The sequence below is a fragment of the Streptomyces venetus genome (genome assembly GCF_039540295.1).
Lineage (GTDB): Bacteria > Actinomycetota > Actinomycetes > Streptomycetales > Streptomycetaceae > Streptomyces > Streptomyces venetus.
In genome coordinates, this window is sequence record NZ_BAABET010000002.1 from 25,734 (window position 1) to 51,039 (window position 25,306).

Below are 25,306 nucleotides of genomic sequence, written 5' to 3' on the forward strand. Positions count from 1 at the left end.
TCCCACGCCCCTAGCTTGTGGCGCGTGCGCCGACCTTCGCCCCGCCCGAGTGACCCGACCCCGACCCCCACGCCGCCGCCCTTCAACGCCCCCGCCGCGCGCCGGCTGCGCGCCGCGCTCGGGATGACGCCCGACCACGTCGCCCACGACATGCGCGTCTCGTACGGGCACCCGCACATCACCCCGGACCACGTCATCGCCTGGGAACGCGGGGGCGCCGCGCCCTCCGGATCCGAACTCACCGCCCTGGCCGGCGTCCTGTGGTGCTCGCCCGGTGAACTCATCGGCAGACCCCGCACCCTGCGCGAGCACCGCATCGCCCGCGGCCTCGCCCCTGAGGACGTGGCCCGGATCGTCGGGCACGAACTCCACGCGTACCTGCGCATGGAGGAGACCGACTCCTGGCGCGGCAGCGACCGGCAGTCCGCCGCACTCGCCGATCTGCTCGGCCTCCGGCTGCCCGACTTCGTCGCCGTCACGGGCCGCGACGGCAGACTCGGCGACCTGCTGCGCAGCGCCGTCACCACCCGCTGGCAGGCCTACGTACGCCCCGTGGCGAAGGTCGTACCCCTGGACCGGCGGTTCCTGGAGAACGCACTCCAGGAACTGCACCAGGACTACCAGGGACACATGGCCGCCACCCTGAGCTGGGGCGGCGGCAGCGGCCACGCCGGCGACCTGGCGCGCGACTTCCTCGACCGGATCGTCGAGCACTTCTGGGCGACGGTCCAGGAGAACCCGGCCTAGCCCCCGGATGCCGCCCGGTCCAGCCCCCGGATGCCCCCGACCCAGGCCCCCGGACGCCGCCCGGCCTAGAACACCGACTCGGCCTCGTCCATCCGGTCCTTCGGCACGGTCTTCAGCTCGGTGACCGCTTCCGCGAGCGGCACCATCACGATGTCCGTCCCGCGCAGCGCCGTCATCCTGCCGAACTGCTCCTGGTGCGCCGCCTCCACCGCGTGCCAGCCGAAGCGTGTGGCGAGCACCCGGTCGTAGGCGGTCGGGGTACCGCCGCGCTGGACGTGGCCGAGAATGACCGGCTTGGCCTCCTTGCCGAGCCGTCGCTCCAGCTCGTGGGCGAGTGCCGTGCCGATGCCCAGGAAGCGCTCGTGACCGAACTGGTCGATCTCGCCCTTGCCGTAGTCCATGGAGCCCTCGGCGGGGTGGGCGCCCTCGGCGACGCAGACGACCGCGAACTTCTTGCCGCGGGCGAAGCGCTCCTCGACCATCTTCACGAGATCGGCCGGGTCGAACGCACGCTCCGGCAGACAGATCCCGTGCGCACCGGCCGCCATGCCCGACTCCAGCGCGATCCACCCGGCGTGCCGGCCCATGACCTCGACCACCATCACCCGCTGGTGCGACTCGGCGGTGGTCTTGAGGCGGTCCATCGCCTCGGTGGCGACACCGACCGCCGTGTCGAAGCCGAAGGTGCGGTCCGTGGAGGAGATGTCGTTGTCGATCGTCTTCGGGACGCCCACGACCGGCAGACCCGCGTCGGACAGCATGCGGGCCGCCGTCAGCGTGCCCTCGCCGCCGATCGGGATCAGCGCGTCGATGCCGAACCGGTGGATCATGTCGGAGGCGTTCTCGCAGGCCTCGCGGAGCCGGTCGCGCTCCAGCCGGGACGATCCGAGGATGGTGCCGCCGCGGGCGAGGATGCCGCTGACCGCGTTCAGGTCGAGGTTGCGGTAGCGGCCGTCCAGCAGGCCCGCGTACCCGTCCTCGAAGCCGATGACCTCGTCGCCGTAGTTGTCGACCGCTCGGTGCACGACCGACCGGATCACGGCGTTCAGGCCTGGGCAGTCGCCGCCTGCGGTGAGGACTCCGATACGCATCGTGCTGTGTCTCCTGCTCGCTGTGGATACCGGTGAGCCTCCGCCGATTGTTTCACGCTCCACGGCCCCTCGGGGCACCCCACTCTGACGGGCGCCTTATCGAGCGGCGGAGGTATTGTCAAGGCGGTTCAGCTCACCTCGGTGGGTGATTTTTCGACGTCCCGTACAGGCCACAGAGACATCTGGGCACCCCACAGAGACATCTGGACATCCCACAGAGACACCTGGATATCCCACTGAGACCGGACATCCCACTCAGACGAAACGGAGAGCGCGCGTGACCCGCAGCGTGTACGTGACCGGCATCGACCGCGGCGACGGACGGCAGGTCGTCGAACTGGGGGTCATGGAGCTCCTCACCCGGCAGGTGGACCGGGTCGGCGTCTTCCGCCCCTTGGTCCACGACGGACCCGACCGCCTCTTCGAGCTGCTGCGCGCCCGCTACCGGCTCGCCCAGGACCCCTCGACCGTGTACGGCATGGACTACCACGAGGCGTCCGCCCTCCAGGCCGAGGCCGGCACGGACGAGCTGGTGTCCACGCTCGTCGACCGCTTCCACCTGGTCGCCCGGGACTACGACGTCGTCCTGGTCCTGGGCACCGACTTCGCCGACACCCAGCTCCCGGACGAGCTGTCGCTCAACGCCCGGCTGGCGAACGAGTTCGGCGCGTCGGTGATCCCGGTCGTGGGCGGCCGCAAGCAGACCGTCGAGTCCGTGCTCGCCGAGACGCGCAACGCCTACCGCGCCTACGACACCCTCGGCTGCGACGTCCTGGCCATGGTCACCAACCGGGTGGCCCGTGAGGACCGCGACGAGATCGCCGGCCGGCTCGGCTCCCGGCTCCCCGTGCCCTGTTACGTGCTGCCCGACGAGCCCGCGCTGTCGGCCCCGACCGTCTCGCAGATCAGCCACGCCCTCGGCGGCAAGGTGGTGCTCGGCGACGACTCGGGCCTGGCCCGGGACGTGCTCGGCTTCGTCTTCGGCGGCGCGATGCTGCCGAACTTCCTCGGCGCCCTGACCCCGGGCTGTCTGGTCGTGACCCCCGGCGACCGGGCCGACCTGGTCGTCGGCTCGCTCGCCGCGCACAGCGCCGGCACCCCGCCCATCGCGGGCGTGCTGCTCACCCTGGACGAGGTGCCCGGCGACGACATCCTCACCCTCGCCGACCGCCTCGCACCCGGCACCCCGGTGCTGTCGGTGGCCGGCACCAGCTTCCCCACCGCCGAGCAGCTGTTCTCCCTGGAGGGGAAGCTGAACGCGGCCACCCCGCGCAAGGCGGAGCGGGCGCTCGGCCTGTTCGAGCGGTACGCCGACACCGCCGACCTCGCCCGCCGCGTCTCCGCGCCGAGCAGCGACCGGGTCACGCCGATGATGTTCGAGCACAAGCTGCTGGAGCAGGCCCGCTCCGACCTGCGCCGCGTGGTGCTGCCGGAGGGCACCGAGGAGCGTGTGCTGCACGCCGCCGAGGTGCTGCTGCGCCGGGGCGTGTGCGAGCTGACGCTGCTCGGCCCGGTCGACCGGATCCGCAAGAAGGCCGCCGACCTCGGCATCGACCTGGGCGAGTCCCAGCTGATCGACCCGGCCGCCTCCGACCTGCGCGACGCCTTCGCGGAGAAGTACGCGGCGCTGCGCGCCCACCGCGGTGTCACCGTGGAGCTGGCGTACGACGTCGTCTCGGACGTGAACTACTTCGGCACGCTGATGGTGCAGGAGGGCCTCGCCGACGGCATGGTGTCCGGCTCGGTGCACTCCACGGCCGCGACGATCCGCCCGGCCTTCGAGATCATCAAGACCAAGCCGGACGCCGGCATCGTCTCGTCGGTGTTCTTCATGTGCCTGGCCGACAAGGTGCTCGTCTACGGCGACTGTGCGGTCAACCCCGACCCGAACGCCGAGCAGCTCGCCGACATCGCCATCCAGTCGGCGACGACGGCCGAGCAGTTCGGCGTGGAGCCGCGCATCGCCATGCTGTCGTACTCCACGGGTACGTCCGGCTCCGGCGCCGACGTCGACAAGGTGCGCGAGGCCACCGAGATCGTCCGCAGGCGGCGGCCCGACTTGATGATCGAGGGCCCGATCCAGTACGACGCCGCGGTGGAGCCGTCGGTGGCGGCGACCAAGCTGCCCGGCTCCGAGGTCGCCGGGCAGGCGAGCGTGCTGATCTTCCCCGACCTGAACACCGGCAACAACACCTACAAGGCCGTGCAGCGCTCGGCCGGCGCCATCGCCGTCGGCCCGGTGCTCCAGGGTCTGCGCAAGCCGGTCAACGACCTGTCCCGGGGCGCCCTCGTCCAGGACATCGTGAACACCGTCGCCATCACGGCGATCCAGGCCCAGTCCCCCGCCCCGACCCCGAGCGAGAAGGCAACCGCCCAGTGAGCCGCACCCGCGTCCTCGTCCTCAACTCCGGTTCCTCGTCCCTGAAGTACCAGCTGCTCGACATGCGCGGCAACGGCCGGCTGGCGGTGGGCCTGGTCGAGCGCATCGGCGAGCAGACCTCCCGTCTGAAGCACACCCCGGCCGGCGGCGAGAGCCGGGAGCGCGGCGGGGCGATCGCCGACCACGACGCCGCCCTGAAGGCCGTGGCCGAGGAACTCGCCAAGGACGGCCTCGGCCTGGACTCGCCGGAGCTGGCCGCGATCGGGCACCGGGTGGTGCACGGCGGGAAGTTCTTCACCGAGCCGACCGTCGTCGACGACGCCGTGCTCGCCGAGATCGAGCGGCTCATCCCGGTGGCCCCGCTGCACAACCCGGCCAACCTCACCGGCATCCGCACGGCGCAGGCGCTGCGACCCGACCTGCCGCAGGTCGCCGTCTTCGACACCGCGTTCCACACGACGATGCCGGAGTCGGCCGCCCGCTACGCGATCGACGTGAAGACCGCCGACGAGCACCGCATCCGGCGCTACGGCTTCCACGGCACCTCGCACGCCTACGTCTCGCGGGCCACCGCCGGGCTGCTGGGCAAGGACCCGGCCGAGACGAACGTGATCGTGCTGCACCTGGGCAACGGGGCGTCCGCCTCGGCCGTGCGGGGCGGTCGTTGCGTGGACACCTCCATGGGGCTGACGCCTTTGGAGGGGCTCGTGATGGGTACGCGCTCCGGAGACATGGACCCGGCCGTCATCTTCCATTTGATGCGTGTTGGTGGAATGTCCGCCGACGAGATCGACACTCTTCTCAACAAGAAGAGCGGTCTGATCGGTCTGTGCGGCGACAACGACATGAGAGAGATCCGTCGCCGCGTCGACGAGGGCGACGAGCAGGCGGAGCTGGCGTTCGACATCTACATTCACCGCCTGAAGAAGTACATCGGTGCCTATTACGCCGTACTGGGACGGGTGGACGCGGTCGCCTTCACCGCCGGCGTGGGCGAGAACGCGGCTCCCGTGCGGGAGGCCGCCCTGGCGGGCCTGGAGGAGCTGGGCCTGGCGGTGGACGGCGAGCGCAACGCCGTGCGCGGTGACGAGGCGCGGCTGATCTCGCCGGAGGGGGCCCGGGTCGCGGTGGCGGTGGTACCCACTGACGAGGAATTGGAGATCGCGACGCAGACCTACGCGCTGGTAATTGGTTCAGGGAATCACACCTGAGCGGCATCCCGCCCTTTTGTATTTTCCGCCAGACGGAATATTCCGTTGCGAAACAAACCGATAGGATCGCCCCATGCGCCGTTCGAAAATCGTCTGTACTCTCGGCCCCGCGGTCGACTCCCACGAGCAGCTTGTCGCGTTGATCGAGGCCGGCATGAACGTGGCCCGCTTCAACTTCAGCCACGGCTCTCACGCCGAGCACCAGGGCCGGTACGACCGGGTCCGTGCCGCCGCCAAGGAGACCGGCCGGGCCATCGGGGTCCTCGCCGACCTCCAGGGCCCGAAGATCCGTCTGGGGACCTTCGCCGAGGGGCCCGTGGAGCTGGTGCGCGGTGACGAATTCATCATCACCACCGAGGACGTCCCGGGCGACAAGACGATCTGCGGGACGACCTACAAGGGTCTGCCCGGCGATGTCAGCAAGGGCGACCCGATCCTCATCAACGACGGCAACGTCGAGCTGAAGGTCACCGAGGTCGAGGGCCCCCGGGTGAAGACGATCGTCATCGAGGGCGGCGTCATCTCCGACCACAAGGGCATCAACCTGCCCGGCGCGGCCGTCAATGTGCCCGCGCTGTCCGAGAAGGACATCGAGGACCTCCGCTTCGCCCTCCGGATGGGCTGCGACCTGGTCGCGCTGTCCTTCGTCCGGGACGCCAAGGACGTCCACGACGTGCACCGCGTCATGGACGAGGAAGGCCGCCGCGTCCCCGTCATCGCCAAGGTGGAGAAGCCGCAGGCGGTGCAGAACATGGAGGACGTCGTGATGGCGTTCGACGGTGTGATGGTCGCCCGCGGTGACCTGGCCGTCGAGTACCCGCTCGAGAAGGTCCCCATGGTGCAGAAGCGCCTGATCGAGCTCTGCCGGCGCAACGCCAAGCCGGTGATCGTGGCGACCCAGATGATGGAGTCGATGATCACCAACTCCCGTCCGACCCGCGCCGAGGCCTCCGACGTGGCCAACGCGATCCTGGACGGCACCGACGCGGTCATGCTGTCGGCCGAGTCGAGCGTGGGCGCGTACCCGATCGAGACCGTGAAGACGATGTCGAAGATCGTCACCGCGGCCGAGCAGGAGCTGATGTCCAAGGGCCTGCAGCCGCTGGTGCCGGGCAAGAAGCCGCGCACGCAGGGTGGTTCGGTGGCCCGGGCCGCGTGCGAGATCGCCGACTTCCTCGGCGGCCGGGGCCTGGTGGCCTTCACCCAGTCCGGCGACACCGCCCGCCGGCTGTCCCGCTACCGCGCGCAGCAGCCGATCATCGCCTTCACCACCGACGAGGGCACCCGCAACCAGATGGCGCTCAGCTGGGGCGTCGAGCCGTACGTGGTGCCGTTCGTGAACAGCACCGACGAGATGGTCGACCTGGTCGAGCAGGAGCTGGTCAAGCTGAACCGCTTCAACGACGGCGACATCGTGGTCATCACCGCCGGTTCGCCCCCCGGCGTCCCCGGCACCACCAACATGGTGCGCGTCCACCACCTGGGCGGCGCCACCAACTGATCCGTGGGCCCGAGGGTCCGTGTACGGCGCCGAGGGCGCCTCCTGCGACGGCAGGGGGCGCCCTTGCTCGTAGGTGACGAAGTAGACCTACCGGAAATCTGTTTCCTGTGTAACTCTTGTGAAGCCCTTGGGGAAAGGGTACGGGGGAAGTGTGCCTGACCAGCACACGGGAGTCTCTGACCAGAGCATGGACGTGCGCTGACGGAAATCACCGTCGGCCGTCCGAGCACGGCTGCCGCCGCACACCCGCACTCGCGCCCGCCTTCCTCCTGGGTCGAACATACGTCCAGTAGACAGGCGACAACATGCGAAGAGCTCTGCGCTCACGGGGGTTAGCAGGCACCGCACTGGTGGCGGCATCCGCCGTACTGACGGGCCTGGTGTACGCGACACCCGCCCGGGCCGACGATCCGACGGCCGAAGACCCTGATGCCGGCAGCACGCGGATCAGTCTCGGGCTGAACGCCCGGATTGACCGATGCGTAGCCGGTACGGCACTGCACATCGGCGGTCCCGCTCTCAAGGCCGCGGCCGCCAAGGCCCTCAACGGAACCGACACCGAACTCGCTGCGGCCCTGGAAGGGCACCAGGTGGGCCTCGGCACACTCGGCGACGCCCGCTCCAAGGACAACGACGGCGTCATCGAGTACCTGAACCTGTCCCATAAGCGCAACCAGCGTTGGGAAGCGGCCAACAAGATCTACGCCGAGACGGGCTGGGACTCGGGCACCGAGTACCACGCTCCCGAGTTCGACAAGGACATCGTCGCCTTCACCCTCGGCCCGCAGCGGGACCTGTACGGCAAGCTGGGGCAGGACGGTCGCAGCGTGCCCACCAAGGCCTCGGTGGATCAGGCGAAGAAGATCGCCGAAGACATCAAGGGCCAGGACGACTGGAACGACTTCGCGGTCGGCTCGATGTTCGGGGAAACCGATGTTCGCGGCCCCTACAACATGACCACCGCCAGCGACGTCGCCTCCTTCCTGCGCCACGGCGGCTTCGTCACCAAGCCGCTGGACGAGGGCTCCGCCGAGTACCGCATGGAGGTCGAGTCCCTCAAGGTCGCCTGGGGCGGCTGCGACAGTTTCAACCCCGTCGACGCCCGACGGATCCTCACCCCGGTGGTCCTGACCGCCCATCATGAGTGGGAGCAGGAGTACGCCGCCCAGGCCAAGCCGCGGGCCACCATCATGGCCGCGGAGGCGACCGCTTCGGCCGAGGCCCGCAAGGCCACCGAGGCGATGATCGAGTCCATCGGGCAGGCGTGGCTGGCCGAGCAGATCCTGCTGTGGCAGAAGTACTGGGCCGGCCAGCCCAAGGACAGCATCCTCCGGCCCAAGGCAGCGGTCTTCACCCAGGCCAAGGCGGACCTCGCCAGCGCGCAGAAGAAGGCCGCCGAGCAACTGACCTTGGCCAACAAGTCCGTGGGCGTGGCCAAGACGGCCTCGGAACAGGCCGGCACCGCGCAGAACGACGCGTACGCCATCGCGGACGCCGCCAAGACGCCGCGCGGCCGGGGTCTTCTGTACGCGCAGCAGTCGGTGCAGGCCGCCAAGGCCTCGTACGCCGCCGCCCAGGCGGCTGCGAAGGCCACCCAGACCGCGGTGAACGCCGCCAAGGCGACGGTGGCCGACAGCAAGGCTCTGTTCGCGCTGTCCAAGACGCAGGCCCACGCCGTCAACACCGAGTTCCGCCGGATCGCCGCACAGGAGGCGGCGGCCCAGGCTAAGGCGGCCCGGGTGTCGGCGGACGCACTGGCGAAGGAGGCCGCGGACAACGCCACGAAGGCGAAGAACGCGCAGGCCACCGCCGAGAAGGCGCAGGAGACGGCGCGGGTCGCGGCGGAGACCGCCAAGGAGCAGCGCGCCGTGGCCGAGCGGGAGAAGGGCGTCGCCGCGAAGGAGCGCAAGACCGCGTCCGGTGAGCGCGCCAAGGCGCAGGCGGCCGAGCAGCGCGCGGCCGACGAGCGTGATGCGGCCGGGCAGGCCCGCACCCGTGCGGAGAGCGCCGCCGAGACGGCCGACGAGAAGCTCACCGCGGCGCTCCTCGCCGAGGGCAAGGCCGCCGAGGCGCGTGAGAAGGCCGAGGAGGCGGAGCGCGACAAGAAGGCCGGCGCCGCCCGCGCCGCCGCTTTGGAGTCGGCCGCCGCCGCAGCCGAGGGCACCAGCGCCGCGGGCGAGACCAGGCAGGCCGCCAACGAGGCCCGCGCCGCCGCCAACGACTCGGCCGCCGCGGCCACCCGGGCGAACTCCGCCGCCGGCGATGCGAGTACCGCGGCGCAGAACGCCCGCGCCGCGGCCACTCGTGCCGATGCCGCGGCGCAGCGCTCCCGCGCGGCCGCCGACAGGGCGTGGTCGGCCTACCAGACGGCCGTCGCCGCGGGCGCGACCGCGCACGCCGCGGCCGCCGAGGCCATCGACGCCTCAAAGGCCGCGTCGGCGAACGCCGCCAAGGCCGAGCAGGAGGCCAAGAAGGCCCAGGCCGCCTCCCTCAAGGCGAACCAGGAGGCCACCGCGGCCCGCGAGGAGGCCGCCAAGACCAGGCAGTGGGCGGCCGTGACCGCCGGACACGCGTACGCGGCCGGCCAGGCGGCCTCCGCGGCCCGCGACTCGGCCGCCGAGGTGATCAAGCCCGCCAACCAGGCCATCGCCATCGGGACTCCGTACAAGGAAACCGACGTTTCGGCCGCGTTCGCGGTGCTCGTCGGCCAGGCTTCCAAGCCCATCGCCGAGCGGCAGGCCGCCGCGGCAGCCGCCAAGGCCAAGGAGGCCGACAAGGCGGCCGCCGACGCAAAGGCGCTGGCCGACAAGGCAGCCGGCGACGCAAAGCTCGCCGCGCAGGCGGCAGCGGCCGCGGCAGCCGACGCGGCAGCCGCGCTCAAGTCCGCCGCCGCTGCCCGGGCTTCGGCGGCAGAGGCGGCCAAGGCCGCCGAAGCGGCGAAGAAGGCCGACGCCAAGACCAGCGAGTACGTCGCCCAGGCGGGCACGGACTGGTTCTACGCCGACGGCGCCGCCCGTGACGCGTCGAGCGAGGCCGCCGCGGCGAACAACGAGGCCACCGAGGCCGAGAAGAGCGCCACGAACGCCCGCGCCTCCGCCGACGCCGCCACCCGCGACGCCGGAGCGGCGGACTCGGCGGCCACCCGGGCCGAGAAGGACGCCGACTCCGCGGAGACGTCCGCGGCCAACGCCAACGAGGACGCGAAGGCGGCCGACGCGGCGGCCGACCGCGCCGAGGCGGAGTTCCTCAAGGAACAGGAGGAAGCCCGCCAGGCCGCGATGGAGGGCCCCAAGCCCGACACGGGGCCGGACCTCACCCAGGACGAGGAGGCCCTGCTCCTCGCCCAGTGCGGCCAGTCCTGCGTGGACGACTTCCGCGAGGCCAAGCAACTCCTGGCCATGGACGTCATGGACTGGGTGGTCGCCAACGGCGGCCAGATCATCCTCGACGAGCTGGGCTACACCGACGCCAAGAAGTGCTTCACCAAGCGCGACGTCGAAGGCTGCCTGTGGACGCTGGTCAACGTCATCCTCGTCGGCACGGCCGTCACCAAGATTCCGGCGGTCGGCAAGGCGATCTACCGGGTCGGCAAGGGCATCCACTCCTTCTGGGAGGGCCTGGACAAGGCCAAGGACACCCTGGACCGGTTGCGTACCGTCGTGGACCGGGTGAAGAAGGGCCAGAGCGCCGTAGCGTGCCTCGTCCCGTTCGCCGAAGGCGCCGCCGCCCAGCGGGCCGCGTTCCACGGTTCCTCCGTGAAGGCCGGGGCACTCACCGTCGCGCTTGCCGCCAAGGCTCCCGTCGCAGCTCCCGCCGTCGCCTCCGCCGGCAAGCCGAAGGTCTGCGTGACCTCGGCGCTCGGCAAGAACAGCAGGCTCGCCAAGCTCGCCGAGAAGTCCACGAAGAACCAGGACGTGCAGCGCGAGATGAACCAGCTCATCAACAAGCTCATGGACGGCAACGACCAGCCGGGCAAGGGCTCCAAGGCACTGTCACACGGCATCCGGTACCTTCGAAGCGACAAGGGCGCACGCCTCTTCTTCCGCCAGGTCGACGGCGGCTTCGAGATCATCGGTAAGTCCGACAAGCCGAACGAGCCGCACGTCATCAAGGAGCTGCTGAAGATCTATGGCTCATGAGCCACTGGTGACCGTGGAGACGGCCGACTTCTCCGTCACCTACGTACTCGCTCTGGATGACGACGCCGACACCGTCGAGGACGTCGACGCGGTCATCCGCGCCCGTGACGGCAAGGGGTGGACCGCGACGTTCATGACCCTTCGGAAGATCGCCGAGGTGATGGACGACAGGTCCACCACCGGCGAGTGCGCCAACGGCCTGTACCTCCAGATCCCCGACCTCGTGATCGTCCGTGAAGGCGGCCTGGACGCCATGACCAGAGCCCTGGTCGACCTCTTCGGTGAGTACGGCATGGACACCAACGTCCTGCCGCGCTTCGACGAGGAGGAGGACGAGGACGACTGACCCTGGGCACTCGCCCACCGGGCCCCGGCGGAAGGCATCCCCTCCCGCCGGGGCCCCGGCACGTGAATACGACTGTGCCCCGCCGGGTCGACACCCGGCGGGGCACAGTCTGTTGCGGCTCCCGGAGAAGACCGGATCAGCCGGTCACGTACTGATGCAGCCCCGGCACGGTCAGCGTGCCGCCGAACTGGCCTGCCTGGGTGACCTTCACGTTGGTGAAGTAGATGAACGGGATGTTCAGGGGCGGCGGGTGCTCCGGGTCGAACGTGACCGGGATCAGGCCGAGCAGGTTCCCGGAGATGCTCTCCGTGTACATCACCGTCTTGCCGTCGGTGATCGTGGACGTCGACCCCTTGGCCGCCTGGACGTGGTGGGTCTTCCCGGACGCCTTGTCCTTGACGAGCTGGTGCAGATCCCCGATGTCGGTGCCGTCGGATATGACGTACTTCAGGACCTTCTTCGTGGCCCCGCTCGCCGTCTTCACCTCGACGATGCCCTGGTAGTCGGCACCCTTCAGCGTCAGCGAGCTGGCCTCCAGGCGCCAGGGCTCGTCGGGCACGAGGATCTTGTTGTCGATCCCGCCCTCGGCGTCCGTGGCGGCCGGGCAGTCCTCGGGATCCACGGAGGGGCTCTCGGACGGGCTCGGGGATGCGGTGGCCTTGTCCGCCGCCTCTTCGGCCGCCTTCTTCGCCGCCTCGGTGGTGTCCTCGGCCGCCTTCGACGCCTTGTCGGTCGTGTCCTTCACCGCGTCCTCGGCCGTGTCGGTGACCTTGTCGGTGGTCTCCTTGACGGTGCCGGACGCGTCGGACTCGCTCGTGTCCCCGGACTTGCTCGTGTCCCCGGACTCGCTCGTGTCCCCGGACGGCGAGGAGGACGCGGACGGCGTGGGGCTCGGGCTCGCGGTGGACTTGCCGCCCGTGAGGATCCCGCCGATCGCGTCGCCGATGCCCTCCAGCAGCCCGCCACCGCTCTCGGACGCCGAGGGACTCGGCGTCGCCGCGTCGTCCTCGCCCGAGGTGCCCGAGGAGGCCGAAGGGGTCGGCTTGGGCTCGGCCTTGTCGCCCGAGTCGTCGGAACCTGAATCCGACGAACCGGACGAGCCCGTCGAGCCTGTCGAACCTGCCGGATCCGACGGGGTCTTGTCCGCGTCCTCGTCCGAGCCGCCGGCCGAGGCCGACGGAGCCGGCTCAGCCGCGTCCCGGCCCTTCTCGCCGTCGGCCTCGCTTTCGCTCGCCGAGGGCGAGGGGGAAGCGCCGTCCTTGTCGTCGTCCAGCGCCGCGACGCAGTCCTTGTACTCGTCCGCCTTGAGGCTGTTCGAGGTGGACGGGTGATCGTCGGCGAGGGCGAGCGTGGGGGTGAATCCCATGCCCATGAGCACCGCGGTGGGCATGGCCGCCATGGCTATCGCCTTGCCGGCCGGCATCTGGAACCGGGTGAACAGCGGCTTCTTGGGGGCCGCGTGGCGAGGCCCCGTTCTCGCTCGCGCCGTGGACTCGGGCAGCTGGTGGTGGGCGTCAGCCGACACGGTGCCCCCCGTGGTGGGCCTCGGGCCGGACGCCGCCCGCCGGTCCGCTGTCACCGGTCCCGAAGGGAGGGAACGGCTGCCCCGGCTCCCCCGCGACACCGTCGGAAGCGGGTTCCGTCGCGCCCTCCGCCGTCGGCCCCTGACCACCCGGCTGCGGTCCGCCCCCCGCGGACTCCGCCTTGCCCGGTGCCCAGGAGATCCCGAGCGCGCCGCCGAGCATCGCCAGCAGGAAGCCGATGATGAAGCCCCCGATGTTGGAGACCACCAGCGACACCAGGGCGAGGATGATCGCAGCGACACCGGCGAAGACCCGCGTCGCCTGCTGGAACCACATGGTGAGACCCAGCGTGATCAGCAGGACGCCGATGATGAGAGAGCCCGCACCCGCGGTGGTCGCCATGGTGAGCGACATGGTTCCGAGCTTCAGGGTGGCGTAGGGGAAGTAGGCGATCGGCACCCCGCCGAGCATGGTGAACAGGCCTGCCCAGAACGGCCGGGTGCCCCGCCAGTCACGGAATCGCCGACGCTGCCGGGTGAAGGTCCCGGCGCTCTGGACCGGAGTCTCGGCACTCATGGAAAACAGCTCCCTCGGTCCGGTGGAGGTACGTACCGGCTCGGCCGTAGGCGTGTGGAGAAGCCGGAAAGTCTAAGTCTGTAGAGGTGCCCGACGTGGGGCCGGGCGGGGCCCGCAGGGCGGGGAAGCCGCTGCTTCCCCGCCCCTCAGAGGCAGTTCAGCCGCCCCTGGGGTGCCCGTGGACCGGAGGCCGTCAGTAGCACTCCATGTCCTTGTCCATGCCGAGCTTCATCGACAGGCCACTGAGCTTGAACGTGCCCGCCGTGGTCGCCCACGCCGTCTGCTTGACGCCGTAGAGGTCCGCCTCCCTGGCCTGCTGGGCGAAGCCACCCGGCAGCGTGGTCTTGGTGTCCTTGACGTCAGGACCACGGGTCTTGTCCTTGACCGCGACGCCGATGTCGATGTCCTTGAACTCGGCGTCGGCGTCGAGCTGGGCGACGTCGATGTACAGGTTGTGCGCCGTGACCGGCTTCTTGGCGTCGGTCCCCGCGTCAAGACGGAGGTAGACCGTCTTTCCTATGAGGGGGATCGGCGTCGCGACCGACTGGCACATCTTGGTGATCGTCGCGTCATCGAACGACGAGATCGCGACGGGAACCTGCGTCTTCTTCTCACCACTGGTCGAGGTGTAGACGCTGTCGATTCCGCCGTACTGAGCGAAACCCTCACCATGCAGGTGACCGGCCGACACCTTGAACTGCTGACCGGAAACGCTGAACGAAGCGGCCAGCGCCCCCTGCGCGAGTCCGACACCCACACATGCCGCAGCGGCGACGCTGGGCACCATGACCACAGCGAACCGCTTCCATCTGGTCCCGCCACGCACCTGGGACTCCATATTTCCTCCTTCTCGGACGTACATCTCCTGTCCTGGCTCGCCCCTAGTAGCGGCTCAGCCGGGCAGGGATGGGAGAAGTGCTACGTCCTCGGGAAGGAGAGCGCCCGCACTCGGAGGCACAACTCGCGCCCGAATCACCGGCGATCACCCCCGAGCGACAACCACTGGTCGCGCCTGACACGCATCACGCACAACCCTGCTGGACAGGCTTCGCCGAGTAGGCGAAGACCCCCCTGTCCAAGAGCCGGCGCCACTGCCGCCGGCTCTGCTCGGTGGGGACCCAGGACGTCCCGCGACCCAACCGGCTGCCGGGGTACGGGAATGGACCGAGCGTGGCCGATCGTGGTCCATTCTGGCCGCCCGCACAAGGGGGTTCGTTACTGGCTGGTAACGGGCGGATAACCGAACACCGACCCGTTGGTCTCGGGCGGCGACGCACGGTGTTGCCCGACGGAGGTACAAAGCTGTTGATCGATGGACAGAATCCGACAGATCAACGCCCGCGACTTACTCGTAGTAACAGCGGCCGCGATTACCAAGTTTTGGTAAAGCGCGGCCGCAGTGACGCTCCGTCGGCAAATCTTTCACGCGGGCACCACATGCCCGCGTGTTTAACGACTGGTCAGAACAAGGCGCGAGCCAGGGCCCTGCGAGCCGCGATCACGCGCGGATCCTCGGACCCGACCACCTCGAACAGCTCCAGCAGCCGCTTCCTCACGGTGTCCCGGTCGTCACCGAACGTACGCTGCACGGTCTCGATCAACCGGCCGAAGGCGTCCTCCACGTGCCCGCCCACCAGATCCAGGTCGGCGGCGGTGATCTGCGCCTGTACGTCGGCCGGCTTCTCGGCCGCGTCCCTGCGCACCTGCTGCGGGTCGACGCCCTGCACCCGCTGGAGCAACTCGGCCTGGGCGAGGCCCAGTTTGGCCTCCTCGTTGCCCGGGTCCTCGTTCAGCACGTTCTTGTAGGCCTGGATGGCACCGCCCAGGTCACCCGAGTCCAGCGCCTGGACGGCGGACTCGAGGAGCCCGTCGTGCGGACCGGCCGGCCGCTCGGGAGCCGCCTGAGCGTCGCCGCCCGGCTGGGCCTCGGGGTCGACGGTGAGGCCGGTCAGGCCGAAGCGCTGCTCGGCGACCTGCACCAGCTGGTCGAGGGTCTGCCTGATCTGCGTCTCGTCCGCGGCCCCCTGGAAGAGCGGCAGGGCCTGCCCCGCGACGACCGCGAACACCGCCGGGATCCCCTGGATCCCGAACTGCTGCATCAGCATCTGGTTGGCGTCGACGTCGATCTTGGCGAGCAGGAAGCGCCCGTCGTACTCGACGGCCAGCCGCTCCAGGACGGGGCTCAGCTGCTTGCAGGGCTGACACCACTCGGCCCAGAAGTCGATGACGACGGGCACCTCGGCGGACCGCTGCAGGACGTCCCGCTCGAACCCCGCCTCATCGACGTCGATGACGAGATCGGCCGGGGAGATCGCCCCCGTGCCGCCCTCCCGGGCGGCCTGGGCTCGCGCCTGCTCCGCCTTCGCCTTGGCCTCCTGGGCCGCCTTCACCGCGGCGAGGTCGACGACTCCGCTCATGGACATGTTCCGTGGCTGCATGCGTCTATCCTCCCCCGTCCTGCGCGCGCGTGTGAAAAACGGTGTGAAAGCCGGGCTGGTCGGTGCCGTTCGGCGCCGGGTCCCCACCCCACGCCGTCGTATGCCAAGCCCGTGTACGCCCTTCACGAGCTTTCGCTACGAGACGTAGCGTAACGCCATGCCCCGGTACCGGAACACCACCCCCCGGTGATCTCCCTCACGGCCACACAGGAACCGTCGGTTTATGGTCAGGGGATGCAGAGCCGCAGCCCCGCCAGCCGCACCGGTCGGCCTCGCAGCGCCACGGCGGACGCCGCGATCCTGGCCGCGACGCGCGAGGCTCTCGTGGATCTGGGCTGGTCCAAGCTCACCCTGGGAGACGTCGCAGCCCGCGCCGGGGTTGCGAAGACGACCCTCTATCGCCGCTGGGCGGGCAAGAACGAGCTGGTCGTCGACGCGGTGGCGGAACTCTTCGACGAACTGGAACTCCCGGACCGCGGCTCCCTGGCCGCGGACATCGAGGGCGTGGTCCTCCAGTTCGCCACGATCCTGGCCCTCCCGGAGGCGAAGAGTGGCCTGATGGCGGTGGTGGCGGAGGCCACCCGCGACGACGCCCTGCGCGAACGCATCCGCGCTTCGGTCGTCGACCGCCAGAAGCGCCTGGTGCTGGAGGGCCGCGCACGGGCCCAGGCCAGGGGCGAGCTCCCCCACGAGCCGGACCCCGAGTCCGCGTCCCGCACGGTGGACCTGATCTTCGACATGGTCGCGGGCGCGGTGGTCCACCGCACCCTGGTCAGCGCGGAACCAGCGGACGAGGAATGGGTCAGAAGCTTCACGCGAGTCCTGTTGCAAGGACTCTCTTAGCCGCGGGCAGTCGTGCCGCTGGGGCGATGGGGGTCCCCCCCCCGGTTCGAGCGAAGCCGAGAACTCGGGGGCGGGTGGACGCGGCGGGACCCCGCCACGCCGGGCCGCGCACCCACCCGCCCCCGGCACCGACCCCGGGCACTCAGAACCCGGCAGGCTCGGTGTACACCCCCCACTCGTCCCGCAGCACCCCACAGATCTCCCCAAGGGTCGCCTCTGCCCGCACCGCGTCCAGCATCGGCTCGATCATGTTGGCCCCACTCCGCGCGGCGGCCAGCATTCCGTCGAGCGCGACCCGCACCGCCGCGTCGTCCCGCGCCGCCTTCCGCCCGGCCAGCACCCGCACCTGCTCCCGCTCCACCTCGTGGCTGACCCGCAGGATCTCCAGGTCCCCGGTCACCGACCCGGTGTGGCAGTTCACGCCGACGACCTTCTTGTCGCCCTTCTCCAGCGCCTGCTGGTACCGGAACGCCGACTCGGCGATCTCCCCGGTGAACCAGCCGTCCTCGATCCCCCGCAGGATCCCGGAGGTGATGGGCCCGATCGGGTGCTGCCCGTCGGGGTGTGCCCGCAGCCCCCGTTCCCTGATCTGCTCGAAGATCTTCTCCGCGTCCGCCTCGATCCGGTCGGTGAGCTGCTCGACGTACCAGGAGCCGCCCAGCGGGTCGGCGACGTTGCCGACGCCGGTCTCCTCCATCAGTACCTGCTGCGTGCGCAGCGCGATCTCCGCCGCCTGCTCGCTCGGCAGGGCGAGGGTCTCGTCGAGGGCGTTGGTGTGCAGCGAGTTCGTCCCGCCGAGGACGGCGGCCAGTGCCTCCACGGCCGTCCGTACGACGTTGTTGTACGGCTGCTGCGCGGTGAGGGAGACACCGGCCGTCTGGGTGTGGAAGCGCAGCCACTGCGCCTTCTCCGACGTCGCCCCGTAGACGTCCCGCATCCAGCGCGCCCAGATGCGGCGGGCGGCGCGGAACTTGGCGATCTCCTCGAAGAAGTCGACGTGCGCGTCGAAGAAGAAGGACAGGCCGGGGGCGAAGACGTCGACGTCCAGCCCGCGCGACAGCCCGAGCTCCACGTATCCGAAGCCGTCCGCCAGCGTGTAGGCCAGCTCCTGCGCGGCCGTCGACCCGGCCTCGCGAATGTGGTAGCCGGAGACCGAGAGCGGCTTGTACGCGGGGATGCCGGCCGCGCAGTGCTCCATCAGGTCGCCGATGAGCCGCAGGTGCGGTTCCGGCTGGAAGAGCCACTCCTTCTGGGCGATGTACTCCTTGAAGATGTCCGTCTGGAGCGTGCCGTTCAGGACGGAGGGGTCGACGCCCTGCCGCTCCGCCGCCACCAGGTACATGCAGAAGACGGGGACCGCCGGTCCGCTGATCGTCATCGAGGTCGTCACGTCCCCGAGCGGGATGTCCTTGAACAGGACCTCCATGTCGGCGGCCGAGTCGATGGCGACACCGCAGTGCCCGACCTCGCCCAGGGAGCGCGGGTCGTCGGAGTCGCGGCCCATCAGGGTCGGCATGTCGAAGGCGACCGAGAGCCCGCCCCCGCCGTTGCGGAGGATCATCTTGTAGCGCTCGTTGGTCTGCTCGGCGTTGCCGAACCCGGCGAACTGCCGGATGGTCCACGTACGCCCTCGGTAGCCGGTCGCGTACAGGCCGCGAGTGAAGGGGTACTCGCCGGGCCAGCCGATCCGCTCGAACCCCTCGTAGGTGTCACCGGGCCGTGGCCCGTACACCGGCTCCACGGGGTCACCGGAGAGCGTGGTGAAGTCGGCGTCTCGCTTGCGTGCGGCGTCGTACCGGGCCTGCCAGCGTCGGCGCCCTTCCTCTATCGCGTCAGCGTCCATACCTTCGAATTTACTAGGACGTCCAAGTAAATGTCGATGGGAGACCGCCGTACGTTGCTCCGTACGGCGGTGCTGTTACGCCTTGGCGGCCGCGGGCGAGTCCGCCGCGACCTTGGCCTCGAGCTCGTGGCTGATCCTGCGCTCCACGAAGAACGCGGCCGTCGGGACGGTCCCGGCGAGCAGCACCCACAGCTGCTTGCCCACCGGCCACTTCGCCTTGGAACCCAGGTCGAAGGCGAAGATCAGGTACAGGACGTACAGCCAGCCGTGCGCGATGCCGACGACGCGCGTGAAGTCCGCGGCGCCGTCCATGTCGAGCAGGTACTTGGCGATGACACCGATGGTCAGCAGGACCAGCAGCACGCCGGTGACGTAGGCCATCACGCGGTAGCGGGTCAGCACGCTCTTCTTCATGCCGTCGAGCGTAACGACCCGTTCCGGGAGATCTTGCCCCGGGTCAGCCCTCCTCGAAGTCCCCCGCGGCGACCCTCAGCGGACGCAGCATGGCGAAGATCTCCGCGCACTCCTCCGCGTCGTACGCCCCGAGCCCGAAGTCCATCGCCATCAGGTCGCGGGTGGCCGCCTCGACCACCTCGCGGCCCTTGTCGGTGATGCTGGCGAGGGTGCCGCGCCCGTCGTTGGGATTGGGCCGCTTGCTGACGAGACCCGACTTCACCAGCCGGTCCACGGTGTTCGTCACGGAGGTGGGGTGCACCATGAGCCGCTCGCCGATCTTGGACATCGGCAGCTCGCCGGACTTGGAGAAGGTGAGCAGCACCAGTGCCTCGTACCGCGCGAACGTCAGCCCGTACGGCTTGACCACCGCGTCGACCTCGGCGAGCAGGATCTGCTGGGCGCGCATGATCGAGGTGATCGCGGCCATGGACGGCACGTTTCCCCAGCGCTGCTTCCAGCGTTCGTCGGCACGCGCGATCGGATCGAAGGAGAGACTGAGCGGCTTCGGCACGAACCCGACCTTACCGGCCGGTCACATGGTGGTCAGCCCCGTCTCGGCTTTCGGGCACGGGGGCCCTCGGGCATGATCTCGAAGACCCCGGTCCACCGGTCGTCGTGCAGACAGGCGTTCATCGGCTCCACCAGCGCGGCGTGGTCGGGGTCGGACCGCCACCGCTTGATGGCCTCGAAGCTCTCCCACTCACTGGTGAGCAGCCACTGACCCGGGTCGTCGACCGAGCGGCAGAGCTGTTCGCGCAGATGCCCGGGTGACCGCACGGCCCGTTCGAGCACACCCTGGTACGACTCCACGAAGTCCGCTTCCCTTCCCGCGCGGACGTGCAGCAGCCGCACCACCCGCACCCGGGCCGGCGCCGCGTTCTCCCCCGTCACGACGGGTCGAGGACGACGGGCAGCTCCGCCAGTCCGCGGAAGGCCGGGAACGGCACGGTCAGCCAGCGCGCTTCCTCGGGCGCCACGGCCAGGGCCATGTCCGGGTGCCGGGCGAAGAGCGTGCCGAGGGCGATCTGCATCTCCAGCCGGGCCAGCGGGGCGCCGATGCAGTAGTGCGGGCCGAGGCCGAAGGCGAGGTGCGTGGCCTGGACGTTCGGGCGCTCGACGTCCATGGTGTCCGGCTCGGGGAACATCTCCGGGTCGCGGTTGGCCGACGTGAGCGAGATCTGCACCAGCGCGCCCTTGGGGATGAGCACGTCGCGGATCTTGATGTCCTCCTTCGCGTAGCGGAAGGTCGAGTTCTCCACGGAGGTCTCGAACCGGAAGACCTCCTCGACGGCCGCGGCCATGGCCTCGGGGTCCCGCACGGCCAGGCGCTTCTGCTCGGGCCGGCTGAGGAGGTGGTAGACGGCGTTGCCGATCTGGTACGCGGTCGACTTGTGCCCGGCGAACAGCAGCACCCAGGCGGTGGAGACGAGTTCGCCGTCGGTGAGCGCGCCGTCCTGGTCCTGCGCCGTGACGAGCGCGCTGAGCAGGGCTCCGTCCGGCTCCCTGCGCTTGCGCGCGATCAGGTCCACCAGGTAGTCGCGCAGGTTCCCCTCGGCGATCTCCAGCTTCTTCCTCGCCTCCGGCCCGAAGCCGGTCTGCGCGACGGTGGCGGACCACTCCTGGGCCTGCTTGCGCTCGTTCTCCGGGACGCCGAGGAGCTCGCAGATCACGTGGAGCGGCAGCGGGAAGCAGAAATCGGTGAGGAGGTTCACGGGCTCCGACGCCGGGCAGCGGTCCAGCAGTCCGTCGGTGATCTTCTGGACCTGCTCGCGCAGCGACTCCACGCGCTTGGGAGTGAACGTGGCGCCGACGATCCTCCGGAGCCTGGTGTGCTTCGGAGGGTCCGAGAAGAGCATGTTGTCGTCCAGCGCGATCGACGAGTCGCCGAAGATCCGGTGGTAGGCGTCGATGGCGCCGTACATGTCCTTGCTCAGCCTGGGGTCCGCCAGGGCGGCGCGGGCGTCGTCGTACCGCGTGATGAGGTACGTGTCGACGCCGTGCGGGGGCGACAGCGGACACACCGGTGCCGCCTCCCTGAGCGCGGCGTAGACGGGATGCGGGTTCGCGCGGAACTCCCGGCTGCAGGACGAGGCCGCGGCAGCGGCCTCTTCGGACGACATTCCCTCGGATGCGAACGCTTGCGTCATGACTGGTCCCGGTGGCAGAAGTTCCGTCGGTCGGTCACACCGTTTCCCGTCCGGTGTCGCGCGGCAAACGCTGCTGGGCCATACGAGTCGCAATCCCGAATGCGCGGTGCGCACCGAGTGGTTGACCCGGCCGGCGTATGCCGGGAAGCTCCGGATCGCGCACTCCGGGGCCGCTTGGTAAACATTTTGAACGGGCCGGTCCCCTATTCACGCCGGCACTCGCCGAATGCTGAGGAAGCCAGTGAGCGGACGCGCAGCGGAATCCGTACCGGTTCTCGTCGTGGGCGGATCCTTGGTGGGTCTTTCCACATCCGTGTTCCTGGGGCGTCTCGGGATCGAGCACATGCTCGTGGAGCGGCACGCCGAGACCTCGACGCATCCACGCGGCCGGGGGAACAACGTGCGCACCATGGAGCTCTTCCGGACCGCCGGACTCGAGCAGCGCGTGCGGGAGGCCGCCTTCGCGCTCGCCGGGAACGACGGTGTCCTCCAGGTGGACACCCTCACCGGGGGGCAGCGTCGCTGGATCATCCAGGACATCTCCGCGGGCATGGACGTCTCCAGGGTCAGCTCGTCGAACTGGTGTCTGTGCAGCCAGAACGACCTGGAGCCGGTCCTGCTGAGCCGCGCCCGCGAGGGCGGGGACATCCGCTTCGGCACGGAGCTGCTGTCCTTCACCCAGGACGAAGACGGGGTCCAGGCGCAGGTCATGAGCCGGGAAACCGGCGAGACGTACGCCGTGAACACCGAATTCCTCGTGGCCGCCGACGGCCCGAGAAGCCCCGTTCGCAATCGCCTGGACATCGGCCAGTCGGGGCCCGGTGCCCTTTTCCACAACATCAGCGTGACGTTCCGCAGCAAGGCCCTGAAGGAATGCGTCGGACCGCAGCGTTTCATCGTCTGCTACATCACCGATCCCCAGGGGGAAGGCGCTCTGCTGCCCGTGGACAACGAGGAGCGCTGGGTCGTCCACATTCCCTGGTTCCCGGACCGGGGTGAGTCACTTGAGGACTTCACCAGTGAGCGCTGCGCGGCGCATGTTCGCGCGGCCGCCGGTGTTCCGGACCTCGATGTCGAGATCACCGGAAAGGCCCCTTGGCACGCGTCGAAACGCGTCGCGGACCATTATGCGCGGGGCCGGGTCTTCCTCGCCGGGGACTCGGCTCACGAAATGCCGCCCACCGGGGCGTTCGGCTCCAACACCGGAATCCAGGACGCCCACAACCTCGCCTGGAAGCTCGCCGCGGTACTGCGCGGCTGGGCCGGCCCGCAGCTGCTCGGCACCTACGAGGAGGAACGCCGGCCCGTCGCCGTCGCGACGAGCACCCGGGCCTCCCAGCAGGCGGCCGAGGAGGAGCACCCCGGATTCACCCCGGCGACGGGACGCAACGACGACCCGGCGGACCTCATGACGGTCGCACTCTGTTACCGGTACGCGTCGAAGGCCGTGGTGGGCGCCTCCCCCGATCGGCCGGTCGTCCCGGACGACTTCCGGCTCGGCGGCGAGCCCGGCAGCCGCGCACCCCACATGTGGGTCACGCGGGGCGGGGACCGGATCTCCACGCTGGACCTGTACGAGCGTTCCTTCGTCCTGCTCGCCGGTCCCGAGGGCCGGGAGTGGCGCGGCGCGGCGGAACGGGCCTCCCGGGACCTGGGCGTTCCGGTCGAGGCGTATCTCGTGGGGGACGGCCCCGATCACGACCTGGCGCCCGAACCGGACGCCGACTGGGCGGAGCTGCACGGCACGGCCGAGGACGGTGCCGTCCTGGTGCGCCCGGACGGTTTCGTCGCCTGGCGGGCGCCCGGCCGGCTGCCGTCCGCCGACCGCCTGCTGACGAACGCACTGCGCACCGTGCTCTGCCGCGACTGAGCACGGTGCGTCCCCACCCAACGACCGACAGGACACGCCCATGGCATTCGAAGACGGCCCCGTCGCGGGCCGAGTGGACGTCCATCACCATTTCACCGCGCCGGCCTGGCTGGACTGGGCCGAGGAACGCGGGGTCGTCAACCGCGAGCGGCTGCCCTGGTGGACGCGCTGGGACATGAACGCGGCCCTGGAGGTCATGGACAAGACGGGCATCAGCACGTCCGTCATGACGGTGGCGATGCTCGGACGGTTCCGTGAGCGCACGGAACGTCAGGAGAGCGCGCGGATCGCCCTGCGGGCGGCGGCCGACGTCGTCGAGGAACGTCCCGCGCGCTTCGCCTTCTTCACTCCGGTGTTCCTGGACGACCTGGAGCTCTCCCGCTGGAGCCTGCGCTACGGACTCGACGAGCTGGGCGCCGTCGGCGTCAGCACGAGAACGAGCATGGACGGCGTCTACCTGGGCGACGACTCCCACGACGGCCTCCTGCGGGAGCTGAACGAGCGGTCCGCCGTCATCAGCACGCACCCCATGGAGGTACCGGCCGGCAAGGACGGCGGTTCCGGACTGCCGGGGATGCCGCCCTTCGTCTGCGACTTCCTCATGGACACCACGCGGGCGGCCATCAACCTCATCAGGAACGGCACCCTGGACCGCTACCCGAACCTCACCTTCGTGCTGCCGCACGGAGGCGGCTTCCTGCCGTACATGGCCACCAGGCTCGAACTCTTCGGCGGGCACCTCACCCCCGGGATCGAACCGGGCCGGGTCCGGGACTACCTGCACCGGTTCTACTTCGACACGGCGGGCCCCATGTCCCCCTCCGCCACGCCCACGCTGCTGGCCACGGTGGACCCCGGCCGGATCCTCTTCGGCACGGACTGGCCGCCCACGCCCGCACAGGTCGTCGCCGACATCGCGGCACCCGCTCTGGACAGCGACCCCGCCCTCTCACCGGAGCAGCTCCGGGGCATCAACCGGGACAACGCCCTGCGTCTGCTGCCGGTGCTGGACCGCTCCGGCCGGTAGCCGGGGAAGCAGAAGGGCCGCTGCACCGGCAGCGGCCCTTCTCTCATGCTTCGTTCGTTCACCGGCCGGCCGGTGAACGGTCCCGCTCCCAGTGGTAGAAGCGCTGCGCCATCGCGTCCTTCGGACCGCGCCAGGTCTCGGGGTCGTAGGGGCGGACGTACGCTTCGAGTCTTCTGCTGATGTCGAGGAACTCGGGGCGTCCTGCGACCCGCGCGATGGCGGGGCCCGGGTCCTGTTCGGCCTCGATGAAGTGCATGTACACATCGCCGAACTGGAAGAGGGAGCGCTGGGTCACCCCGACGAGGTGGGGCAGGTCGCCGCGGTCGGACTCCGCGAAGACCTCGGCGATGTCCGGAGCCGAATGCGGGGCCATCCGGGCGACGATCAGGGCGTGGTGCATGAGGTCTGTCTCCTTGTGCGGCGCCGTTCAGGCGGGTGTGGCGGGTGCCGTCGGCCGCTCGCCGGCGGCCTGCTCGATACGGTCGCGGATGAGGGCCAGCTGGACGGGCGAGTTGCGGTTGATGATGTCCGTCATCCCCGCGTCGTCGACGGGAGCGTCGGGCTTCATGGCGAAGTCCTGCGTCCAGTGCATGCGGACGCCCCGGGGAGTCTCCTCGTACTCCCACAGGATGTTCATGTACTCGAAGGGGCCGGTCTCGACCCGGCGTGCCCGGACGGTGAGCTTCTCGCGGTCGGTGGTGCGTTCCGACACCCAGCTCCACACCTTGCCGTTCTCGTCGGGGTGCATGGTCAGGCGGAAGGTCACCGTGTCGCCCTCGCGCGACAGCACCTGGGCGTCCGCGTACTCGCTGAACAGCTGCGGCCATCTCTCGATGTCGTTGGTCATGTCCCAGACGAGGTCGAGGGGTGCGGCGATGGTGATCTCGTTCTCGGTGTGTCCTGCCATGTCAGGCTCCTGCCGTGAGGGTGCTGTTGACGAGGTCGAGGAAGTCGCGCGGGGTCCTGCACCGTTCGGCGTCGGTGGGCAGCGCCCGGCCGTGCCCGTTCTCCAGCTCGCCCACGATGCCGAGCAGGCCGAGCGAGTCCAGCCCGAACTCGGCGAACGGGGTGTCCGCCCGGGCCGCGAGGTCCTGCGGGTCGACGGTGACGCCGGCCGCCTTCTTCATCAGTGCGGCCAGCTCTTCCAGGGTCACTTCACTGCTCATGG

Annotated in this window: 22 protein-coding genes; 9 read left to right on the top strand and 13 right to left on the bottom strand. The window is 70.0% G+C overall.

The annotated features are described in order from the left end of the window. The first annotated feature begins 24 nt into the window (after positions 1–24). The gene (locus ABEA82_RS04955) at positions 25–747 is read left to right on the top strand and encodes a helix-turn-helix domain-containing protein (protein WP_425588481.1); all 723 of its coding nucleotides are present in this window, start codon (positions 25–27) and stop codon (positions 745–747) included. A gap of 65 nt (positions 748–812) precedes the next feature. Here the strand turns inward: ABEA82_RS04955 and ABEA82_RS04960 are convergent, their stop codons facing one another. After that, on the bottom strand, positions 813–1,838 hold the full coding sequence (locus ABEA82_RS04960; protein ID WP_345660145.1) for an ATP-dependent 6-phosphofructokinase: 1,026 nt from the start codon (positions 1,836–1,838) through the stop codon (positions 813–815). Between the two features lie 277 nt (positions 1,839–2,115). Here ABEA82_RS04960 and pta point away from each other — a divergent pair, with 277 nt between their 5' ends. The 5 genes from pta (at position 2,116) to ABEA82_RS04985 (ending at position 11,415) form a co-directional block, all read left to right on the top strand. Continuing rightward, complete coding sequence (pta, locus tag ABEA82_RS04965) at positions 2,116–4,218, top strand: phosphate acetyltransferase (RefSeq protein WP_345660146.1); 2,103 nt, start codon at positions 2,116–2,118, stop codon at positions 4,216–4,218. Continuing rightward, the gene (locus tag ABEA82_RS04970; protein WP_345660147.1) at positions 4,215–5,429 is read left to right on the top strand and encodes an acetate kinase; all 1,215 of its coding nucleotides are present in this window, start codon (positions 4,215–4,217) and stop codon (positions 5,427–5,429) included. Before pta ends, ABEA82_RS04970 begins: the two co-directional genes overlap by 4 nt. A 73-nt stretch (positions 5,430–5,502) precedes the next feature. Next, positions 5,503–6,930, top strand: a complete 1,428-nt coding sequence (gene pyk, locus ABEA82_RS04975; protein ID WP_345660148.1) for a pyruvate kinase — start codon at positions 5,503–5,505, stop codon at positions 6,928–6,930. Positions 6,931–7,235: 305 nt separating this feature from the next. Then, positions 7,236–11,069 (top strand): hypothetical protein, encoded by a 3,834-nt coding sequence (locus ABEA82_RS04980; protein WP_425588482.1) that lies wholly within the window; start codon positions 7,236–7,238, stop codon positions 11,067–11,069. Beyond that, complete coding sequence (locus ABEA82_RS04985) at positions 11,059–11,415, top strand: hypothetical protein (RefSeq protein WP_345660150.1); 357 nt, start codon at positions 11,059–11,061, stop codon at positions 11,413–11,415. Before ABEA82_RS04980 ends, ABEA82_RS04985 begins: the two co-directional genes overlap by 11 nt. A gap of 136 nt (positions 11,416–11,551) precedes the next feature. Here ABEA82_RS04985 and ABEA82_RS04990 read toward each other — a convergent pair whose 3' ends face one another. The 4 genes from ABEA82_RS04990 to ABEA82_RS05005 all read right to left on the bottom strand — a co-directional run bounded on the left by ABEA82_RS04990 (position 11,552) and on the right by ABEA82_RS05005 (position 15,952). Next, positions 11,552–12,940, bottom strand: a complete 1,389-nt coding sequence (locus ABEA82_RS04990) for a hypothetical protein (protein WP_425588483.1) — start codon at positions 12,938–12,940, stop codon at positions 11,552–11,554. Further along, a complete protein-coding gene (locus tag ABEA82_RS04995) occupies positions 12,930–13,514 on the bottom strand; it encodes a DUF6114 domain-containing protein (RefSeq protein WP_345660151.1) in 585 nt (194 codons plus the stop codon). Before ABEA82_RS04995 ends, ABEA82_RS04990 begins: the two co-directional genes overlap by 11 nt. A gap of 193 nt (positions 13,515–13,707) precedes the next feature. Next, complete coding sequence (locus ABEA82_RS05000; RefSeq protein ID WP_345660152.1) at positions 13,708–14,352, bottom strand: DUF6230 family protein; 645 nt, start codon at positions 14,350–14,352, stop codon at positions 13,708–13,710. A 622-nt stretch (positions 14,353–14,974) separates the two neighbouring features. Further along, the gene (locus ABEA82_RS05005; RefSeq protein WP_345660153.1) at positions 14,975–15,952 is read right to left on the bottom strand and encodes a tetratricopeptide repeat protein; all 978 of its coding nucleotides are present in this window, start codon (positions 15,950–15,952) and stop codon (positions 14,975–14,977) included. 234 nt (positions 15,953–16,186) lie between these two features. Between ABEA82_RS05005 and ABEA82_RS05010 the strand changes: the two genes are divergently transcribed. Beyond that, positions 16,187–16,795: a TetR/AcrR family transcriptional regulator gene (locus ABEA82_RS05010; RefSeq protein ID WP_345660154.1), complete on the top strand. Its 609-nt coding sequence runs from the start codon at positions 16,187–16,189 to the stop codon at positions 16,793–16,795. A gap of 142 nt (positions 16,796–16,937) precedes the next feature. On the opposite strand, the gene icmA is transcribed toward ABEA82_RS05010, so the two are convergent. The 5 genes from icmA to ABEA82_RS05035 form a co-directional block, all read right to left on the bottom strand. Then, positions 16,938–18,638, bottom strand: coding sequence for a coenzyme B12-dependent isobutyryl-CoA mutase large subunit (gene icmA / locus ABEA82_RS05015; RefSeq protein WP_345660155.1), 1,701 nt, complete (start codon positions 18,636–18,638; stop codon positions 16,938–16,940). A 75-nt stretch (positions 18,639–18,713) separates the two neighbouring features. Further along, a complete protein-coding gene (locus ABEA82_RS05020; protein WP_345660156.1) occupies positions 18,714–19,052 on the bottom strand; it encodes a DUF3817 domain-containing protein in 339 nt (112 codons plus the stop codon). A gap of 43 nt (positions 19,053–19,095) precedes the next feature. Beyond that, positions 19,096–19,605 (bottom strand): MarR family winged helix-turn-helix transcriptional regulator, encoded by a 510-nt coding sequence (locus tag ABEA82_RS05025; RefSeq protein WP_345660157.1) that lies wholly within the window; start codon positions 19,603–19,605, stop codon positions 19,096–19,098. A 32-nt stretch (positions 19,606–19,637) separates the two neighbouring features. Continuing rightward, positions 19,638–19,985, bottom strand: a complete 348-nt coding sequence (locus ABEA82_RS05030; protein WP_345660158.1) for an antibiotic biosynthesis monooxygenase family protein — start codon at positions 19,983–19,985, stop codon at positions 19,638–19,640. Next, positions 19,982–21,241, bottom strand: a complete 1,260-nt coding sequence (locus tag ABEA82_RS05035) for a cytochrome P450 family protein (protein ID WP_345660159.1) — start codon at positions 21,239–21,241, stop codon at positions 19,982–19,984. The genes ABEA82_RS05030 and ABEA82_RS05035 overlap by 4 nt, the downstream gene beginning before the upstream one ends. A 226-nt stretch (positions 21,242–21,467) precedes the next feature. Here ABEA82_RS05035 and ABEA82_RS05040 point away from each other — a divergent pair, with 226 nt between their 5' ends. Beyond that, on the top strand, positions 21,468–23,111 hold the full coding sequence (locus ABEA82_RS05040; protein WP_345660160.1) for an FAD-dependent oxidoreductase: 1,644 nt from the start codon (positions 21,468–21,470) through the stop codon (positions 23,109–23,111). Between the two features lie 40 nt (positions 23,112–23,151). Next, on the top strand, positions 23,152–24,138 hold the full coding sequence (locus tag ABEA82_RS05045; RefSeq protein ID WP_345660161.1) for an amidohydrolase family protein: 987 nt from the start codon (positions 23,152–23,154) through the stop codon (positions 24,136–24,138). 58 nt (positions 24,139–24,196) lie between these two features. Here the strand turns inward: ABEA82_RS05045 and ABEA82_RS05050 are convergent, their stop codons facing one another. Genes ABEA82_RS05050 through ABEA82_RS05060 form a run of 3 tightly spaced genes read right to left on the bottom strand, consistent with a single transcriptional unit; the run spans position 24,197 to position 25,304 of the window. After that, complete coding sequence (locus ABEA82_RS05050; protein WP_345660162.1) at positions 24,197–24,538, bottom strand: TcmI family type II polyketide cyclase; 342 nt, start codon at positions 24,536–24,538, stop codon at positions 24,197–24,199. A 27-nt stretch (positions 24,539–24,565) separates the two neighbouring features. After that, positions 24,566–25,045 carry an SRPBCC family protein gene (locus ABEA82_RS05055; RefSeq protein WP_345660163.1) on the bottom strand — a complete coding sequence of 160 codons (480 nt, stop codon included), beginning with the start codon at positions 25,043–25,045 and terminating at the stop codon, positions 24,566–24,568. A 1-nt stretch (position 25,046) separates the two neighbouring features. After that, on the bottom strand, positions 25,047–25,304 hold the full coding sequence (locus ABEA82_RS05060) for an acyl carrier protein (protein ID WP_003993030.1): 258 nt from the start codon (positions 25,302–25,304) through the stop codon (positions 25,047–25,049). Positions 25,305–25,306: the final 2 nt, after the last annotated feature.

Coding starts and splice junctions, on each gene's coding strand:
- ABEA82_RS04960 (WP_345660145.1), bottom strand. CDS start 1,838: ATGCGTATCGGAGTCCTCACCGCAGGCGGCGACTGCCCAGGCCTGAAC.
- pyk (WP_345660148.1), top strand. CDS start 5,503: ATGCGCCGTTCGAAAATCGTCTGTACTCTCGGCCCCGCGGTCGACTCC.
- ABEA82_RS04980 (WP_425588482.1), top strand. CDS start 7,236: ATGCGAAGAGCTCTGCGCTCACGGGGGTTAGCAGGCACCGCACTGGTG.
- ABEA82_RS04985 (WP_345660150.1), top strand. CDS start 11,059: ATGGCTCATGAGCCACTGGTGACCGTGGAGACGGCCGACTTCTCCGTC.
- ABEA82_RS04995 (WP_345660151.1), bottom strand. CDS start 13,514: ATGAGTGCCGAGACTCCGGTCCAGAGCGCCGGGACCTTCACCCGGCAG.
- ABEA82_RS05000 (WP_345660152.1), bottom strand. CDS start 14,352: ATGGAGTCCCAGGTGCGTGGCGGGACCAGATGGAAGCGGTTCGCTGTG.
- ABEA82_RS05005 (WP_345660153.1), bottom strand. CDS start 15,952: ATGCAGCCACGGAACATGTCCATGAGCGGAGTCGTCGACCTCGCCGCG.
- ABEA82_RS05010 (WP_345660154.1), top strand. CDS start 16,187: ATGCAGAGCCGCAGCCCCGCCAGCCGCACCGGTCGGCCTCGCAGCGCC.
- icmA (WP_345660155.1), bottom strand. CDS start 18,638: ATGGACGCTGACGCGATAGAGGAAGGGCGCCGACGCTGGCAGGCCCGG.
- ABEA82_RS05020 (WP_345660156.1), bottom strand. CDS start 19,052: ATGAAGAAGAGCGTGCTGACCCGCTACCGCGTGATGGCCTACGTCACC.
- ABEA82_RS05035 (WP_345660159.1), bottom strand. CDS start 21,241: ATGACGCAAGCGTTCGCATCCGAGGGAATGTCGTCCGAAGAGGCCGCT.
- ABEA82_RS05040 (WP_345660160.1), top strand. CDS start 21,468: ATGCTGAGGAAGCCAGTGAGCGGACGCGCAGCGGAATCCGTACCGGTT.
- ABEA82_RS05045 (WP_345660161.1), top strand. CDS start 23,152: ATGGCATTCGAAGACGGCCCCGTCGCGGGCCGAGTGGACGTCCATCAC.
- ABEA82_RS05050 (WP_345660162.1), bottom strand. CDS start 24,538: ATGCACCACGCCCTGATCGTCGCCCGGATGGCCCCGCATTCGGCTCCG.
- ABEA82_RS05055 (WP_345660163.1), bottom strand. CDS start 25,045: ATGGCAGGACACACCGAGAACGAGATCACCATCGCCGCACCCCTCGAC.
- ABEA82_RS05060 (WP_003993030.1), bottom strand. CDS start 25,304: ATGAGCAGTGAAGTGACCCTGGAAGAGCTGGCCGCACTGATGAAGAAG.